General features: G+C 65.0%; 17 protein-coding genes. 11 read left to right on the forward strand and 6 right to left on the reverse strand.

From position 1 onward, the window contains the following. Nucleotides 1–66 precede the first annotated feature (66 nt). From BM118_RS24430 to BM118_RS24460, 6 genes are all read left to right on the forward strand, one after another. Complete coding sequence (locus tag BM118_RS24430) at nucleotides 67–588, forward strand: c-type cytochrome, methanol metabolism-related (protein WP_441299763.1); 522 nt, start codon at nucleotides 67–69, stop codon at nucleotides 586–588. 60 nt (nucleotides 589–648) lie between these two features. Beyond that, a complete protein-coding gene (locus BM118_RS24435; RefSeq protein WP_092188074.1) occupies nucleotides 649–1758 on the forward strand; it encodes an S-(hydroxymethyl)glutathione dehydrogenase/class III alcohol dehydrogenase in 1110 nt (369 codons plus the stop codon). Between the two features lie 32 nt (nucleotides 1759–1790). Beyond that, nucleotides 1791–2354: an S-(hydroxymethyl)glutathione synthase gene (gene gfa / locus BM118_RS24440; RefSeq protein WP_027546457.1), complete on the forward strand. Its 564-nt coding sequence runs from the start codon at nucleotides 1791–1793 to the stop codon at nucleotides 2352–2354. Nucleotides 2355–2990: 636 nt separating this feature from the next. Next, a complete protein-coding gene (locus BM118_RS24450) occupies nucleotides 2991–3443 on the forward strand; it encodes a (2Fe-2S)-binding protein (RefSeq protein WP_092188076.1) in 453 nt (150 codons plus the stop codon). Nucleotide 3444: 1 nt separating this feature from the next. Beyond that, on the forward strand, nucleotides 3445–5757 hold the full coding sequence (locus tag BM118_RS24455) for a xanthine dehydrogenase family protein molybdopterin-binding subunit (protein WP_092188078.1): 2313 nt from the start codon (nucleotides 3445–3447) through the stop codon (nucleotides 5755–5757). Between the two features lie 123 nt (nucleotides 5758–5880). Further along, nucleotides 5881–6141, forward strand: a complete 261-nt coding sequence (locus BM118_RS24460; RefSeq protein ID WP_092188080.1) for a hypothetical protein — start codon at nucleotides 5881–5883, stop codon at nucleotides 6139–6141. Nucleotides 6142–6418: 277 nt separating this feature from the next. Here BM118_RS24460 and BM118_RS24465 read toward each other — a convergent pair whose 3' ends face one another. The 5 genes from BM118_RS24465 to BM118_RS24485 all read right to left on the reverse strand — a co-directional run bounded on the left by BM118_RS24465 (nucleotide 6419) and on the right by BM118_RS24485 (nucleotide 12467). Further along, entirely contained in the window at nucleotides 6419–8146 is a 1728-nt protein-coding gene (locus tag BM118_RS24465) for a methanol/ethanol family PQQ-dependent dehydrogenase (protein WP_092188082.1), read from the reverse strand. A gap of 118 nt (nucleotides 8147–8264) precedes the next feature. Then, nucleotides 8265–8918 (reverse strand): QcrA and Rieske domain-containing protein, encoded by a 654-nt coding sequence (locus tag BM118_RS24470; protein WP_092188084.1) that lies wholly within the window; start codon nucleotides 8916–8918, stop codon nucleotides 8265–8267. 246 nt (nucleotides 8919–9164) lie between these two features. Next, complete coding sequence (locus BM118_RS24475) at nucleotides 9165–9629, reverse strand: group III truncated hemoglobin (RefSeq protein WP_092188086.1); 465 nt, start codon at nucleotides 9627–9629, stop codon at nucleotides 9165–9167. Nucleotides 9630–9871: 242 nt separating this feature from the next. Continuing rightward, nucleotides 9872–10723 carry a 3-hydroxybutyryl-CoA dehydrogenase gene (locus tag BM118_RS24480; protein ID WP_092188088.1) on the reverse strand — a complete coding sequence of 284 codons (852 nt, stop codon included), beginning with the start codon at nucleotides 10721–10723 and terminating at the stop codon, nucleotides 9872–9874. 265 nt (nucleotides 10724–10988) lie between these two features. Continuing rightward, nucleotides 10989–12467 (reverse strand): FAD-binding oxidoreductase, encoded by a 1479-nt coding sequence (locus tag BM118_RS24485; protein WP_092188090.1) that lies wholly within the window; start codon nucleotides 12465–12467, stop codon nucleotides 10989–10991. 228 nt (nucleotides 12468–12695) lie between these two features. Here BM118_RS24485 and hisC point away from each other — a divergent pair, with 228 nt between their 5' ends. The 5 genes from hisC to BM118_RS24510 all read left to right on the forward strand — a co-directional run bounded on the left by hisC (nucleotide 12696) and on the right by BM118_RS24510 (nucleotide 16248). Continuing rightward, nucleotides 12696–13748 (forward strand): histidinol-phosphate transaminase, encoded by a 1053-nt coding sequence (gene hisC, locus BM118_RS24490; protein WP_092188562.1) that lies wholly within the window; start codon nucleotides 12696–12698, stop codon nucleotides 13746–13748. 68 nt (nucleotides 13749–13816) lie between these two features. Beyond that, on the forward strand, nucleotides 13817–14161 hold the full coding sequence (locus BM118_RS24495; RefSeq protein WP_092188092.1) for an ArsR/SmtB family transcription factor: 345 nt from the start codon (nucleotides 13817–13819) through the stop codon (nucleotides 14159–14161). Between the two features lie 70 nt (nucleotides 14162–14231). Beyond that, nucleotides 14232–14642 carry an arsenate reductase (glutaredoxin) gene (arsC, locus tag BM118_RS24500; RefSeq protein WP_027546446.1) on the forward strand — a complete coding sequence of 137 codons (411 nt, stop codon included), beginning with the start codon at nucleotides 14232–14234 and terminating at the stop codon, nucleotides 14640–14642. Then, a complete protein-coding gene (locus BM118_RS24505) occupies nucleotides 14642–15334 on the forward strand; it encodes an MIP/aquaporin family protein (protein WP_092188094.1) in 693 nt (230 codons plus the stop codon). The genes arsC and BM118_RS24505 overlap by 1 nt, the downstream gene beginning before the upstream one ends. A 215-nt stretch (nucleotides 15335–15549) precedes the next feature. Further along, nucleotides 15550–16248: an ABC transporter permease gene (locus tag BM118_RS24510; RefSeq protein ID WP_092188096.1), complete on the forward strand. Its 699-nt coding sequence runs from the start codon at nucleotides 15550–15552 to the stop codon at nucleotides 16246–16248. On the opposite strand, the gene BM118_RS24515 is transcribed toward BM118_RS24510, so the two are convergent. Further along, the gene (locus BM118_RS24515) at nucleotides 16222–17031 is read right to left on the reverse strand and encodes an ABC transporter substrate-binding protein (protein WP_092188098.1); all 810 of its coding nucleotides are present in this window, start codon (nucleotides 17029–17031) and stop codon (nucleotides 16222–16224) included. The two genes, BM118_RS24510 and BM118_RS24515, sit on opposite strands and share 27 nt — an antisense overlap. Nucleotides 17032–17154 lie beyond the last annotated feature (123 nt).

Here is a 17154-nt window from a genome sequence, read left to right on the forward strand (position 1 = left end):
TCGCTCCGGCGCGTGGATGAACTCCACGCGCCGGCTCGTCCCCCGGCTCCTTCGAGGAACAATCTCTTGCGTAAAATCTGCTCTGTCATTGCTGCGGTGATCTTGGTTGCGTCCGGAGGAATTGCGGTCGCGGACGGTCCGGGCGACCCGACCGCCGTGAAGAAGGAAGACGACGGAAAGTGGCTCGATAAGGAAGGCAATCCGACCTACAAGATTTCGGCCGACGGCACCGTGGACTGGTTCACCTACTCCGGATACCGCCGCTATCACTCCGACTGCCACGTCTGCCACGGCCCCGACGGCATGGGCTCCACCTACGCACCGGCGCTCAAGGATTCCGTCAAGAGCATGAGCTATGGCGACTTCCTCGGCGTGATCGCCTCCGGTCGCAAGAACATCTCGACCGCCCAGGAGAACGTCATGCCGGCGTTCGGCGACAACCCGAACGTCGCCTGCTACATGGACGATCTGTACGTCTATCTGCGCGCGCGCTCCACCGAAGCATGGAGCCGGCAGCGTCCCTCCAAGAAGGAGGAGAAAACAGAGGCCTACACCAAGGCGGAAGACGCCTGCATGGGCAAGAAATGAACGCTACGAGGACTGCCGAGACTACTTCTTGGCGCCCTGTGAGAATCTGAGGAGTTTACGATGAAGACACGTGCCGCCGTTGCTTTCGAGGCAAAGAAGCCGCTTGAGATCGTCGAGCTCGATCTGGAAGGACCGAAGGCCGGCGAAGTCCTGGTCGAGATCAAGGCGACGGGCATCTGCCATACCGACGCCTACACGCTCGACGGCTTCGACAGCGAGGGAATCTTCCCGTCGATCCTGGGCCATGAGGGCGCCGGCATCATCCGCGAGATCGGCCCCGGCGTGACCTCGGTGAAGCCGGGCGACCACGTCATCCCGCTCTACACGCCGGAATGCCGGCAGTGCAAAAGCTGCCTGAGCCAGAAGACCAATCTCTGCACCGCGATCCGCGCGACGCAGGGCAAGGGCGTGATGCCCGACGGCACCAGCCGCTTCTCCTACAAGGGCAAGCCGATCTACCACTACATGGGCTGCTCGACCTTCTCGAACTTCACCGTGCTGCCGGAGATCGCTGTCGCCAAGATCCGCGAGGACGCGCCGTTCGACAAGAGCTGCTACATCGGCTGCGGCGTCACCACCGGCGTCGGCGCCGTCGTCAACACCGCCAAGGTCGAGCCGGGCGCCAACGTGGTCGTGTTCGGCCTCGGCGGCATCGGATTGAACGTGATCCAGGGCGCCAAGATGGCCGGCGCCGACAAGATCATCGGCGTTGACCTCAACGATTCCAAGGAAGATTGGGGCCGCCGGTTCGGCATGACCCACTTCGTCAACCCGAAGAAGATCACCGGCGACATCGTCCCGCATCTCGTCAACCTCACCGACGGCGGTGCCGACTACACCTTCGACTGCACCGGCAACACCACCGTGATGCGCCAGGCGCTTGAGGCCTGCCATCGCGGCTGGGGCACCTCGATCATCATCGGCGTCGCCGAGGCCGGCAAGGAGATCGCCACCCGCCCGTTCCAGCTCGTCACCGGCCGCAACTGGCGCGGCACGGCCTTCGGCGGCGCGCGCGGCCGCACCGACGTGCCGAAGATCGTCGACTGGTACATGAACGGAAAGATCCAGATCGATCCGATGATCACCCACGTGCTCAAGCTCGAGGAGATCAACAAGGGATTTGACCTCATGCATGAGGGCAAATCCATCCGTTCCGTCGTCGTCTACTAGCTCACCGCCATCACCCCAAGGAGGATCGAACCATGACTGTTGCACTCCACCCATCGATCGACAACGGCCTCAAACAGGGCAGCGGCAGCTTCGCCGGCGGCACGCTCGCCTGCAAATGCAAGGACCATCAGGTCAAGGTCGGCATCAAGGGCGACGTCGCCCACAACCACGCCTGTGGCTGCACCAAGTGCTGGAAGCCGCAGGGCGCGACGTTCTCCGTCGTGGCCGTGGTGCCGCGCCAGAACGTCACCGTGCTCGAGAACGGCGACAAGCTCCAGATCGTCGACGCCTCCGCGGTGATCCAGCGTCACGCCTGCAAGGCCTGCGGCACGCACATGTACGGCCGCATCGAGAACAAGAACCATCCGTTCTACGGCCTCGACTTCATCCATCCCGAACTGTTCCAGGAACAGGGCTCGCAGGCGCCGCAATTCGCCGCCTTCGTCTCCTCGGTGATCGAATCCGGCGTGAAGCCGGAGCAGATGGCCGGCATCCGTTCGCGGCTGAAGGAAATCGGGCTCGAGCCCTACGACTGCCTGTCGCCGGCGCTGATGGACGCGATCGCGACCCACGTGGCGAAAGCCAAAGCAGCCTGACGAAGGCCGCCTGAACGAGGCGGCCCGAGCAGGGCCGCCAGACCCACGCCACGTCCGCTCGCTGGTCCTGACCAGCACCAGCGAGCCGGACGGAGGTGACGTCCAACGATCGCGGCAAAGCCGCCGCTTCTGAACTCTGCGTCTATGAGGGCCACGCGCTCCCTCAGTCCTGGTCTCTGAATGACTGCGCAGTGCCGCCCGCTTCCCGCCTGAAGTCCGCGGCTCCTGCGTTTCTCCCTCCCTCGACTGAGGCATCCTGCTTCGTCCGTACAGTCTTTCTGGCGGACGAAGCTTTTTTGTTGCGACCCGCTTTGCAGTTGCACAATGCGCGCGGCGCAATGCCGCGCCCTGCTTTTGACAAACCCCAGATGCAATCTGCTCACGCTGACAACACCCGGCTGTGAACGCCGGGCCGGCCGATCGCTGCTACGATCGCGCCGTGACGATGCCGCGCGAAGTTCAATCAAACAAGAACAAAACGGGAGGTATCGAGCACATCCAGACATCGCTAGGCGTTCCTGCCTCCCTCCGGGATTTGCCCGCGCGGGATGACGGCGGGACGTTGCGACGACGCACGAGCCCCGCCGGCACATGCCGGCGATTTGTATTCATGCTTATGAAGAGCGAGGGAAGATCATGATCAAAGTGAAGATCAACGGCCAGGAACAGAGCTGGGACGGCGACCCGAATCTCCCGCTACTCTGGTTCCTGCGCGACGAGGCCGGGCTGACCGGCACCAAGTACGGTTGTGGCCAGGCCCTGTGCGGCGCCTGCACCGTCATCGTCGACAAGGAGGCGGTGCGCTCCTGCATCACGTCGGTCAACGACGTCGCCGGACGCGAGATCACGACGATCGAGGGATTGCATCCGAACGGCGATCACCCGGTTCAAAAAGCCTGGCGCCAGGTCAACGTGCCCCAATGCGGCTTCTGTCAGGCCGGCCAGATCATGCAGGCCGCGGCGCTCTTGATGGACAACCCGAAACCCTCGCACGACCAGATCCGCGAGGCGATGTCCGGCAACATCTGCCGTTGCGGCTGCTACCAGCGCATCGAGAACGCGGTCCATCTCGCATCGACGGGAGTGTGACATGAATTTCATCGACAATCCGCGGAAGCTCCACAGCTTCGAAAAGAACATCCGTGTCGAGAAGGTCTCGCGCCGCAGCATCCTGAAGGGGCTCGGCGTCACCGGCGGCTTCGTGCTCGCCGCGCCCGTGATGTCGCGCCAGGCGTTTGCCTATGAGACCGGCGCCGGAAAGATGCCGCATGGCGTCGTGGTCGATCCGCGCGTGTTCGTCGCGGTCGCGCCCGACGGCATCGTCAGCATCGTCGCCCACCGCTCCGAGATGGGCACCGGCGTGCGCACCAGCCTGCCGCTGATCGTGGCCGAAGAGATGGAGGCCGACTGGTCCAGGGTGAAGGTGCAGCAGGCCCATGGCGACGAGGTCAAGTTCGGCAACCAGGACACCGACGGTTCCCGCAGCACGCGGCATTACCTGATCCCGATGCGCCAGATCGGCGCCGCCGCCCGCACCATGCTGGAGCAGGCCGCCGCCAAGCGCTGGGGCGTGCCCGCGACCGAGGTCAAGGCCGTCAATCACGAGGTCGTCCACAGCGCCAGCGGACGCAAGCTCGGCTTCGGCGAACTCGCCGCCGACGCCGCCAAGGAATCGGTGCCGAGCGTCGAGGGCCTCAAGCTGAAGGACCCCAAGGATTTCCGCTATCTGACCAAGGGCCAGATCGGCATCGTCGATCTCCACGACATCACCACGGGCAAGGCGCGATACGGCGCCGATGTGCGCCTGCCGGGGATGAAATATGCCGTGATCGCGCGCCCGCCGGTGACCGGCGGCAAGCTTACCTCGTTCGATCCGGACGCGGCGTTGAAGGTGCCCGGCGTCGAGAAGGTGATGCAGGTACGCGGCTGGCCGTGGCCGTCGAAATTCCAGCCGCTCGGCGGCGTCGCGGTGATCGCCCGCAACACCGGCGCCGCGATCAAGGGCCGCGACGCGCTGAAACTGGTCTGGGAGGACGGCCCCAACGGCAAATACGACTCCGTCGCCTACCGCAAGGAGCTCGAGGAGGCCTCGCGCAAGCCCGGCCTCGTCGTGCGCAAGGAGGGCGATGCGGACGCCGCCTTGAAAGGCGCCGACAAGGTGATCGTCGGCGAGTACTACGTCCCGCATCTCGCCCATGTCGCCATGGAACCGCCGGTGGCGATCGCCGACGTCAAGGGCGACAAGGCGGAGATCTGGGCGCCGGTGCAGAGCCCCGGCGGCACCCGCGAGGACGTCGCCAAGACTCTCGACATCCCCGAGCAGAACGTCACCGTCAACGTCACGCTGCTCGGCGGCGGTTTCGGCCGCAAGTCCAAATGCGACTATGCGCTCGAAGCCGCGTTGCTGTCGAAGGAGCTCGGCGCGCCGGTGAAGGTGCAGTGGACGCGGGAGGACGACATCCACAACGGCTTCCTGCACACCGTCTCGGTCGAGCGGATCGAGGCCGGCCTCGACAAGAGCGGCAAGGTGATCGCCTGGCGCCACCGCAGCGTGGCGCCCAGCATCGCCTCGACCTTTGCGGCCGGCACGGTGCATCAGGCGCCCTTCGAGCTCGGCATGGGCCTCGTCGACATGCCGTTCGAGATCGCCAACATCTCCTGCGAGAACCCGGAGGCTGCGGCGTTCACCCGCATCGGCTGGTTCCGCTCGGTCTCGAACATCCCGCGCGCCTTCGCGGTGCAGTCGATGGTCGGCGAGATCGCGAACGCGACCGGCCGCGACCAGAAGGAGACGCTGCTCGCGCTGATCGGCAGCCCGCGGATCGTCAAGCCCGCGGTGAAGGACTTGTGGAACTATGGCGAGCCCCAGGACAGCTACCCGATCGACACCGCGCGCCTGCGCAAGGTGGTCGAGCTGGTGGCCGAGAAGGGCGAATGGGGCCGTCAGGTGCCGAAGGGCCACGGTCTCGGCATCGCGGTGCACCGCAGCTTCGTCAGCTACATCGCGACCATCGTCGAGGTGGCCGTCGACGACAAGGGCAAGCTGACCGTGCCGCGGGTCGACACCGCGATCGACTGCGGCACCTATGTCAACCCCGAGCGCATCGCCTCGCAGATCGAGGGCGCGGCGATCATGGGCCTCAGCCTCGCCAAATATGGCGAGATCACCTTCAAGGACGGCAAGGTGCAGCAGAAGAACTTTGACGACTTCCAGGTCGTCAGGATCGACGAGTCTCCCGTGGTGACCAACGTCTACATCGTGCCGCCCGCATCGGGCACGCCGCCGAGCGGCGTCGGCGAGCCCGGCGTTCCGCCGTTCGCACCGGCGCTGATGAATGCCATCTTCGCCGCGACCGGAAAACGCATCCGTGCGCTGCCGATCGGCAAGCAATTGGAGGCGTGAGCACATGGAACGCGTTTGCGCGGAGATCGTGCTCAAACAAGAAGGAGCGCGATAGAAGTCTATCGCGCTCAGGAACATCAGGCGGCCTCGCGCCGTTTGCATCGATCTGACGGGATCAGATCGATGATCAACATCACGAAGGCGCTCGCAGTCTCGTTGCTGTCGGGCGCCTTTCTTTTGACCGCTGGCGGCGCCTTCGCCCAGGGCAACACGACGCCGCCGACCACGGCCACCCGCCCCACCGCGCCGGACCAGAACTCACTGCCCAACGCCACCGCCCCGCCCACCTCGACCACCCAGACCACCGGGCAGAGCAGCACCGATCCAAAGGTTCAGGAGATGAACCAGAAGGAAAAGGACAAGGTGGATCGTCACGGGAAGTAGTCGGCTCGCGTCTGCACATCGATGTGCCCTCTCCCCTTGTGGGAGAGGGCAGCGAAGCTGGCTGCTACAACCTCGCTTGGGTGAGGGGTCTGTCTCCGGGAATCCATCTCACGATGAGTGTACGCGGATAGAACCCCTCATCCGGCGCTTCGCGCCACCTTCTCCCACAAGGGGAGAAGGGAAGAAAAAGCCACGCACACAAAATGCGGCGGACGTTTCCGTCCGCCGCATTCGCCACCCCCCTTGCTGCTCCGCTTCTTTCGATCCGCCCGCGGAGCTATTTCTTCAGCGCGAACACCCAGACCGCGCCGCCCTGCGGCACGTTGGCCTCGATGCCGATGTTGTTGGTCACCAGCGCATCCTGGATCCGCTGCGCGTCCACACCCCATCCCGACTGGATCGCGATGTATTGGGTGCCGTCGATCTCATAGGACACCGGCATGCCCATGATGCCGGAGTTGGTCTTCTGCTCCCACAACAGCTCGCCGGTCTTGGCGTTGAAGGCGCGGAAGTTGCGATCGTTGGTGCCGCCGGCAAAGATGAGATCGCCCGCGGTCGCCGTCACCGAGCCGAACAGCTGCGACTTCGGGAAGTTGTGCTGCCACACCTTCTTGCCGGTGACGGGATCCCAGGCCTGCAGCTCGCCAAAATGATCCGCGCCCGGCTTCGTCTTCAACCCAATGTCTTCCGGCTTGGTGCCGAGCCAGAGCTCGCCCGGCTTGAGTGCGACCTTCTCGCCGGTGAAGCCGCCGCAGAAATTCTCGTTGGCGGGCACGTAGACCAGACCGGTCTTCTGGCTGTAGGCCGCCGACGGCCAGTCCTTGCCGCCCCACAGCGACGGACAGAACTCCACGCGCTTGCCAATCACCGGCTTGTGCGCGGGATCGACGATCGGCTTGCCGGTTTCGGCATCGATGCCCTTCCAGACGTCGGTGGAGACGAACGGCCAGCCTGCCACGTAGTTGATCTTGGTCGGCGTGCGCTCGAGCACCCAGAAGATCGCGTCGCGCCCCGGATGGACCAGGCTCTTGATGTTGCGGCCATCGCGTTGCAGGTCGATCAGCATCGGCGCTTCGACCTCGTCCCAGTCCCAGGAATCGTTCTGGTGGTACTGGTGATAGGTCTTGATCTTGCCGGTGTTCGGATCGAGCGCAAGCACCGACGAGGTGTAGAGATTGTCGCCGGGATGGGTCTCGCCCGGCCACGGCGCCGCGTTGCCGACGCCCCAATAGATCGTCTTGGTGTCCTTGTCGTAATTGCCGGTCATCCAGGCCGAGCCGCCGCCGTTCTTCCAGTCGTCGCCCTGCCATGTGTCGTGACCGGGCTCGCCTTCGCCGGGAATGGTGTAGGTCCGCCACAGCTCCTTGCCGTCCTTGGCGTCATAGGCGGCGACATAGCCGCGCACGCCGAACTCGCCGCCGGAGCCGCCGACGATGACCTTGCCGTCGACGATCAGCGGCATCAGGGTCATGTACTGGCCCTTCTTGTAGTCCTGCACCTTGGTGTCCCACACCACCTTGCCGGTCTTGGCGTCGAGCGCGACGACGTGATCGTCGGTGGTGGCGAGATAGAGCTTGTCCTCCCAGAGGCCGACGCCGCGGCTGGTCGGATGCAGCTGGAACAGATCGTCGGGGAGCTGCCGCTTGTAGCGCCAGTATTCGTCGCCGGTTTTCGCGTTCAGCGCGATCACCTGTCCCATCGGGGTTGCCACGAACATCACGCCGTTGTTGATAATCGGCGGCGCCTCGTGGCCCTCGACGACGCCTGTGGCAAACGTCCAGACCGGCGTGAGACCCTTCACGTTCGAGGTGTTGATCTGGTCGAGCGGGCTGTAGCCCTGCCCGTCATAGGTGCGCCGATAGAGCATCCAGTTGCTCGGTTCCGGATTCTCCAGGCGTTGCGCGGTGACCGGAGAATAATTCTCGATCGGGCCAGACACGGCGGCGGTCGAGGCAAGACAGGTGAAGGCGACGAAGCCGGACAGTAACCATTGCTTCCTGGTCATGGACGTTCCCCTTTTTCATCCGTTTGAATTCTTGTGTTGAATTCTTGTCGTTCGTCCCGTCGTCCGCCCATCGGCGGAAGCGGCCTCTCGTGACGCGGGCATGACCCGCGACCGTCCATCATCCTGGCTGCGCGCCACCTACCTTTCCGACGAAGTTTCCGGCGACGCTGAGCGAACCGTCAGCGAACGCCAGCGGCAACGCCGCGAGCCGGCGCGGTGCCGGCCCGAACACGACCTGCGCGCCCGCGCGCGGATCGTATTCGGAGTTGTGGCACATGCACTTGAGCACTTCCTTGTCGCCGACGTCGCTCTTCACCCACGCGGTGACGGGACAGCCGGCATGAGCGCAGATCGCCGAATAGGCGATGATGCCGTCGACGGCGCGCGCGCGGGTCTGCTCGTCGAGCTCGGCGGGATCGAGCCGCATGACCAGGATCTCGTTGAGCCGCGAGGCGCTGCGCACGACCGAGGTCTTCGGATCCTTCGGCCAGGCATGCACCGGCGGCCCGCCGGCCGGCAGGTCGGCCGCGGTGATCAGCTTGCCCTCATGGTCACCTTCGGAGAAGACGAGCACATCGCCCTTCTGCGGCCGTTCGTCGGAGCCGGGCGGATCCTCGCCTGCGCGCGTCGATGTGGAACAGCCGAGGCAGGCGGTGGTGGCGAGCGCACCCAGCAGCAGCGTTCGCCGCGTCTGCTCCATGGCCGCGTCAACTTCAGGTTCCGCGGAGTTCTCGGAGGATGAGGAATTGATGTTGGACGATGCGCGCGACATGCACGCTAGCAGGCGCTGGAACTCTGCCGAAAACAAGGCGAAGAATTGGCGCCGCAGTGCATCAATATGGCTCTGCTCGCTTTGATTGAACGAGAGTGAACGCGTTCAAACGTATTTTCACCAGTTCTACAACGCACCGCGCGAGCGGCATGATGATTTTGCAGATCAGACCGATGATGTTGGAATTGGTGCAACGCGCCATCACGCGATGTGAGTTGCACGTTTCTCAGGCAGGCATTTGGTATTTCACGATCTGAGCACGTGACGCGGCGAAGCGATGCGGCCTGCGACCGTTGCCGACGCCATTTCAAAACTGTCGGCGATGCGCCGTGCCTTGTCGATGAAGAACGCAGCGGCCGCGGGCGGACAGACGTCGCGCGCGGTCTGTTCGAACAGATCGAGCCAGCGGTCGAAATGATCGCCGACAAGGCTGAGCGGCAGATGCGCCCGCATCGGCGAGCCATGATAGCGGCCGCTCATCAGCACGACTGACGACCAGAAATCCCCGAGCTTGGCGAGATGCTCGTCCCAATTCTGCACGACCGCGAATACCGGCCCCAGGAGCGCGTCCTCGCGCACGCGCCCGTAAAAGCGCGTAACGAGTTCCGCGATCATCGCTTCGGTGATCCCGGTGCGTTCGATCGCATCCTGGGTCAGCAGGTTCCGCCGCGCGGCCGCCGCCTCGCGCTCGGCCTTCAGTCGATCCGACATGTTTTTCTTCGTCCGTTTGATCTTCCCCCTCTCCCCTTGTGGGAGAGGGTGGCTCGCCGCAGAGCGGCGAGACGGGTGAGGGGTCTGTCCCCGCGTTCTCATCGCGCGTTAGAGCTTGCGGAGAGAACCCCTCATCCGGCGCTTCGCGCCACCTTCTCCCACAAGGGGAGAAGGAAGAACGCACCCACATCCATCGTGGGGCAAATCGCTGCGCCCGTCTTTGTCGCAGCGCAAATGCGGGATCATGTGCCGTAAGTGTAAAAACCCTGCCCGGTCTTGCGGCCGAGATGGCCGGCATCGACCATTTCCTTCAGCAAGGGGGCCGGACGGTATTTGGGGTCGTTGAAGCCTTTGTAAAAGACCTCCATCACCGACAACATGGTGTCGAGCCCGACGAGATCGGCCAGCGCCAACGGCCCGATCGGATGATTGCAGCCGAGCTTCATGCCGGCGTCGATCTCTTCCGCCGTCGCGATCCCCTCCTGGAGGGCGAAGATCGCCTCGTTGATCATCGGGCACAGGATGCGGTTGACCGCGAAGCCCGGGCTGTTCTTGGCCGTGATCGCCACCTTGCCGACGCGCTGGGCGAAATCGAGCGCCTTGGCGTGGGTGTCGTCGGAGGTCTGCAGGCCGCGGATGAGCTCGAGCAGCGCCATCACCGGCACAGGGTTGAAGAAGTGCATGCCGATGAAACGGTCGGGGCGATCGGTTGCGGCGGCGAGCTTCGTGATCGAGATCGACGAGGTATTGGTTGCAACCAGCGTGCGCGGCGACAGCGTCGCGCAGAGGTCCTTCAGGATCTTGACCTTGAGCTCCTCGTTCTCGGTGGCGGCCTCGATCACCAGGTCGCAATCGGCCAGCTTCGCCCGATCGGTGGTGCCGGTGATGCGCTTGAGCGTCGCCTCGCGGTCGGCCGCCGACATCTTCTCCTTCTTGACCAGGCGCTCGAGGCTGCCGCCGACGGTCGAAAGCCCGCGGTTCACCGCCGCATCGGAAATGTCGACCATCACAACCGAGAGCCCGGCCGCGGCGCAGATTTGCGCGATGCCGTTCCCCATGGTCCCTGCCCCGATGATGCCAACGGTCTGGATCATTGCGTCACATCCTTCTCATCCTTGCGGGCGTGCCGGTAGCGGCTCGGCCCCATTGTTCCTGCATCAGGCTCTAGCACTACCAGCTGCCGGGTGCGACCTGATCCTGCCCTTCCTTAAAGCATCCATGGCGGGAATAAAGCCGCAAAAGCGCATGATTTCGAGGCTCGCGGCCCGTTTGGCCCGAGCCATGCGGCGCATGCGCCGGCCCGAGGGCGCGGCGGGGGCCGGGTCGATCGGCGGGCCACCTGCGGCGGCGGGCCTCGCCTCATCCGAGACGGAGCACCTTGCCCGGATTCATGATGTTCTTGGGGTCGAGGGCCCGCTTGATCGTGCGCATGATGTCGAGCTCGGTCCTGGAGCGATAATGCTGGAGCTCGTCGAGCTTCTCGATGCCGATGCCGTGTTCGGCCGAGATCGAGCCGGCCATGGAGGTGATGAGGTCGTTGACGACCCGTGTGATCGCCGCAGAGTACTGGGTGAGCGTGTCGCGATCCATGCCCTTCGGACCCATGAAGGAGAAGTGCAAATTGCCGTCTCCGATGTGGCCGAGCGGATAGGGGCGGATCGTCGGCAGGATGTCGAGCACGGCCTTGAGACCCCTGTCGATGAACTCGGGAATCCCCGAGATTGCGACCGACACGTCGTAGCTCAGGCCCGGCCCCTCGGCGCGCGATGCCTCGGCCACGCTCTCGCGAATGCGCCACATGTTGCGCGACTGCGCTTCGGTTTGCGCGATCACCGCATCGAGCACCCGGCCCGCCTCGAGCTGATCGGCCAAGAACTGCTCCATCCTGTCCGACATGCCTGCGCCGCCGTCCTGCCGCGGCCGGGCCGACGACCATTCGAGAAGGAGATACCATTCGGTCTCGGCCTTGAGAGGATCCTGGGTGCCGGGAATGTGGCGCAGCACCATGTCGGTGCAGGCGCGGCTCATGAGCTCGCAGGAGCCGACATTGTCGTCGGACGCGGCATGCGCCTCCGACAGGAGCTCGATCGCCGCCCTGGGATCACGGATCGCGAGCCATGCGGTGCACACGTCCTTCGGCGCGGGCCACAGCTTCAGCACCGCCTTGGTGATGATGCCGAGCGTGCCTTCGGCGCCCATGAACAGATGCTTGAGGTCATATCCGGTATTGTCCTTCTTGAGTGCGCGCAGCCCGTCCCAGACCTCGCCGCTCGCCAGCACGACCTCGAGACCCAGCACCAGATTTCGCGCATTGCCGTAACGCAGCACCTGCACGCCGCCGGCGTTGGTGGACAGATTGCCACCGATCATGCACGAGCCCTGGGCCCCCAGGCTGAGCGGAAAGAATCGATCATAGCGCGCGGCCGTGTCCTGGAGCGTCTGGAGGATGCACCCCGCCTCCACCGTCATGGCGTAGCCGACGGGATCGACATTCAGCACATGATTCATGCGACCGAGCGACAGCACGATGCCGCGGTGCGCGGGCCACGGTGTGGCACCGCCCATCAGGCCGGTGTTGCCGCCCTGCGGCACGATGGCAATGCCGTTGTCGTAGCAGAGCTTGACGGCAGCGGAGACTTCCGCGGTGTTGGCCGGACGCACGACCGCTGCGGCCTGCCCCGCCAGCTCGCCGCGCCAATCGGTCACGAACGGGCGCTTGTCCTGCTCGTCCAGGATCAGGCCCTTGTCACCCACGATGGCCCGCAAGCGGTCGAGAATGGCTGGCGTCACGGGCGCGGTCGGAATGGAGGGAGCGGTGACAAGGGCTGCACCCGGCATGTGTTCCTCGCTTTGCGGCTCTTCTGCGCAGCCTTCCGGCGCGCCGGCCTTCGTTCTTGTTTTCAATTCTGGACGTTTGCGCGATGAGCCTAGCACGAAGGTGGCGCTTGCGGGAGCGTCCCCGGCTGCGACGCTTGTGCAGACCTGCCTCGACTGCCGAACGGGAAGTGCACTTCCGTCGACGCCCGGCGTGCCCTACTGTGCCGCGATCAACCTGGATTGGAGATCATGAGCCGCTTCTGGAGTCCGGTCGTCCACACGCTTTCGCCCTACGTCCCGGGCGAGCAGCCGAAGCAGGATGGCGTCGTCAAGCTCAATACCAACGAGAATCCCTATCCGCCCTCGCCGCGCGTGCTGGCGGCGATTGCGTCGGCTGCGGAGCGGCTGCGTCTCTATCCAGATCCGCGCGCCACGCGCCTGCGCGAGGCGATCGCGGCGTACTGCGATGTTGCGGCCGAGCAGGTGTTCGTCGGCAACGGCTCCGACGAGGTTCTGGCCCACACCTTCCCGGCCCTTCTGAAGCACGACAGGCCGCTTCTGTTTCCCGACGTCACCTACAGCTTCTACCCTGTCTATTGCCGCCTCTATGGCGTAGCTCACGAGGAGGTGCCGCTCGATGCCGCGATGAGGATCGAGATCGCCGACTACAGGCGGCCATCGAGCGCCATTCTTCTCTGCAATCCGAACGCGCCCACCGGCATCGCCGTTCCGCGCGAGGCGATCGCGGCGCTGCTCGCCGAAAATCCGGACCGGCTGGTGGTGGTGGACGAGGCCTATGTCGATTTCGGCGCCGAGAGCGCGGTGCCGCTCGTTGCGCGCCACGACAATCTGCTCGTCATCCAGACCTTCTCGAAGTCGCGCTCGCTCGCCGGCCTCCGGGTCGGCTTTGCCATCGGCCAACCGCCGCTGATCGAGGCACTGGAGCGGGTGAAGGACAGCTTCAACTCCTATCCCGTCGATTGTCTCGCGATCGCCGGCGCCGTCGCCGCCATCGAGGACGATGAGTGGTTCCTCAAGACCCGCGCCCGCATCATCTCGAGCCGCGAAGCCCTGGCCCGCGATCTCGGTCAACTCGGCTTCGAGGTGTTGCCGTCGCTCGCAAACTTCGTGTTCGCGCGTCATCGAAGCCGGAGCGGAGCCGATCTGGCGGCCGCACTTCGCCAGCGCGGCGTTCTGGTCCGGCATTTCAACAAGCCGCGCATCGACGATTTCCTGCGCATCACGGTCGGAACGGAGGAGCAGTGTGGCCGGCTGATTGAAGTGCTGCGCGGCTTGATCTGATCCAGGGCGCGTGACGGACGCCGTTGGTCCGGTTGACAGGGCACCATTATTTCAATAATCGTTGAAATATGGAAACGACAGACGCCGTCACGGCGCTCGCCGCACTGGCCCAGGACAATCGCCTCGACGTCTTCCGTCTGCTGGTGCAGGCGGGCCCCGACGGCATGGCCGCCGGCGCGATCGCGGAAGCGCTGGATCTCGCCCCCAACACGCTGACATTCCACTTCGACCGGCTGCGGATGGCGGGTCTCGCCACCGTCCGGCGCGAGGGGCGCTCGATGATCTATGCAGCGCGGTTCGAGACCATGAATGAGCTCGTCGGCTTCCTGACCGAAAACTGCTGCGATGGAACGTCATGCGCGCCGGCCGCCGCCTGCAAGCCCGCGCGAAAGCGCAGCAAAATCCCGGCCTGAAAGGACAAGCCATGAAGCGCCTGCACGTTCACGTGTCCCTGGCCCGCTGCTGAGGACCAGGGTTTACGCCATGGATGCGATCATCTACCACAATCCCGCTTGCGGCACCTCGCGTAACACGCTCGCGATGATCCGGAGCGCCGGCATCGAGCCGCATGTGATCGAGTATCTGAAGACGCCCCCATCGCGGGCGCTGTTGCAGCAACTCATCGCGCGCATGGGACTGCCCGTGCGCGCGCTGCTTCGGGAAAAGGGGACGCCCTATGCCGAGCTCGGGCTCGGCAACGCGGCGCTGACCGACGATCAGCTGCTCGACGCGATGATGGCGCATCCCATCCTGATCAACCGGCCGATCGTAGTCACGCCGAAAGGCGTCAAGCTCTGCCGCCCCTCGGAGCTGGTGTTGGACCTCCTGCCGGCGCAGCAGGGGGAATTCGTCAAGGAAGACGGCGAGCGCGTCCGGCTGGACCGCGGCGCCTGATGCCGGGGCTTGCGCAGCGCGCCTTCGCCGAGTGGCTCGGGACCGCGTTCCTGCTGGCCGCGGTGGTCGGCTCGGGGATCATGGCCGCGAGGCTCTCGGGCGGAAACGTCGCGCTCGCGCTCCTGTGCAACACGATCGCCACCGGCGCCATCCTGGTCGTGCTGATCCTCACCTTCGCCTCCATCTCGGGCGCCCATTTCAATCCGGCGGTGACGCTGGCCTTCGCCCTGCGCGGCGAAACAGCCTGGAGGGATGCGGCGATCTACATCGCCGCACAGATCTCCGGCGCGATCATCGGTGTGTGGATCGCACATCTGATGTTCGAGCTTCCACTCCTCCAGCTTTCGCTGACGCAGCGCACGGGAGCCGGACAATGGCTTGCCGAGGCCGTGGCGACCTTCGGTCTGCTGTTGACGATCTTCGGCGTCGCGTCTCGAACGCCCACCGCCGTTCCTTACGCCGTCGGCCTGTACATCACCTCGGCGTACTGGTTCACGGCCTCGACGTCCTTTGCCAATCCGGCAGTCACCATCGCCAGGTCGCTGTCCGATACCTTTGCAGGGATCGCCCCGCAGGGCGCACCGGCCTTCATCGCCGCGCAGATCGCCGGGGCACTTCTCGCCATTCCGCTGGCGGGCTGGCTGTGGGGCCGCGACCCGGCGAAGCGGGACACCCGGCCGCTCGCATCCTGACGCCCGATCCCGCGGCTGCGGCATTCGCGGCCGGATGAAGCGGGTTTTCAAAACGCTCCTGCCGAGTATTCTGTGAGCCGCCTCCCATGGCGGCGGTGCCTCGCTGCTTTTGCTCCACACGACGAAACTTGCAGGGACCAGCCCGTGACGCGCCTTTGCAGCCTCGACATCGACGCCCCGGAGGCCTACGCCCGACCGCTGAAGTTCAGGCGCGGATGAACGACTTCGCACGATCCGCGGGTGCCGCCTTCGCGCTGATCGGCGAGGCCGATTCCGAGCTTCTGGGCATCGTCGCCTTGTCGGTGCGTGTCAGCCTGACCGCGAGCATCGTCGCGCTCCTGATCGGCGCACCGTTCGGCGCCTTGCTTGCGATCGCCCGTTTCCGCGGACGTCAGGTCATCATCGTGCTGACCAATGCGCTGCTCGGCCTGCCGCCGGTCGTGGTCGGGCTCGCGCTCTATCTGCTGCTGTCACGGTCCGGCCCGCTCGGGGCGGCCGGCCTGCTGTTCACGCCGGCGGCCATGGTGATCGCGCAAACGCTGCTCGCGGCACCGATCGTGGTGGCGCTGGTGCATAGGCCGGCGAGCCTGCTCTGGGCGGAGTATGGCGATCTGGCGCGGATCGACGGGCTGTCGGTCTTGCGCAGCATGGGGCTCCTGTTCGCGCTGGGACGGACCTCGCTGCTGACGGCCTTTCTCGCGGCCTTCGGGCGCGCCATCGCCGAGGTCGGCGCCATCATCGTCGTCGGCGGCAACATCCGCGGCTTCACGCGTACGATGACGACCGCGATCGCACTGGAAACCAGCAAAGGCGACCTGCCGCTGGCGCTGGGGCTCGGGCTGATCCTGCTCGCGCTCAGTGTGGCGGTGTCGACCGTCGCTTTCTTGCTAGTTGGCCGCGTTGGGGAAAAATAGCTGCTCGCCGCCGACCTTGTAGCCGGCAATCGCCTGCTGTCCCTTCGGGGAGATCAGCCAGTCGATGAAGGCCTGCCCATCCTGCGCCTTCACGTTCGAATGCTTTGCCGGATTCACCAGCATGACGCCGTACTGGTTGAAGAGCCGCTTGTCGCCCTCGGTCAGGACGGCGAGCTCGCCGCGGTTCTTGAACGACAGCCAGGTGCCACGATCCGACAGAAGATAGGCGTTCGAGGACGAGGCCATGTTCAGCGCCGGACCCATGCCCTGGCCGATCTCGCGATACCAATTGTCCTTGCCGGCACTGAGATCGACGCCCGCCTCTTTCCACAATCTCAGCTCGGCTGCATGCGTGCCGGACTTGTCGCCGCGCGAGATGAACGGCGCCTTGGCTGCCGCGATCTTGCGTAGCACATCCGCGACATCCTTGCCGCCGGCAATCTGCGCCGGGTCGCTCTTCGGCCCGACGATGACGAAGTCGTTGTACATGACGTCGAAACGCTTCACGCCCTGCCCTTCGGACATGAACTGGTCTTCGGCGGGCCGGTCATGGACGAACACCACGTCGGCATCACCCCGCCGCCCGATATCCAGCGCCTGGCCGGTGCCGACGGCAACGACCTTCACGCTGATGCCCTCGGCCTTCGAGAACAGCGGCAGCAAATAGCCGAACAGGCCCGACTGTTCCGTCGACGTCGTCGAGGCCACAGTGATCGTGCGATCCTGCGCGAATGCGATGGTGGACCAGAGCAGAACCGCTCCGATGGCGACTATTCTTCTCATGCGTCGTCCCTACACCAGATGCCGGATGTTCCAAACTACCTTCGACGGAGCGGCGCAGGGAACCCCGACGTTCGGCGCAACGCGCCCATCGCGAGGTGCCTCGCGGATCCACGTTCCGTGCAG

Source organism: Bradyrhizobium sp. cf659, assembly GCF_900113725.1.
In the GTDB taxonomy this organism is placed as follows: domain Bacteria; phylum Pseudomonadota; class Alphaproteobacteria; order Rhizobiales; family Xanthobacteraceae; genus Bradyrhizobium.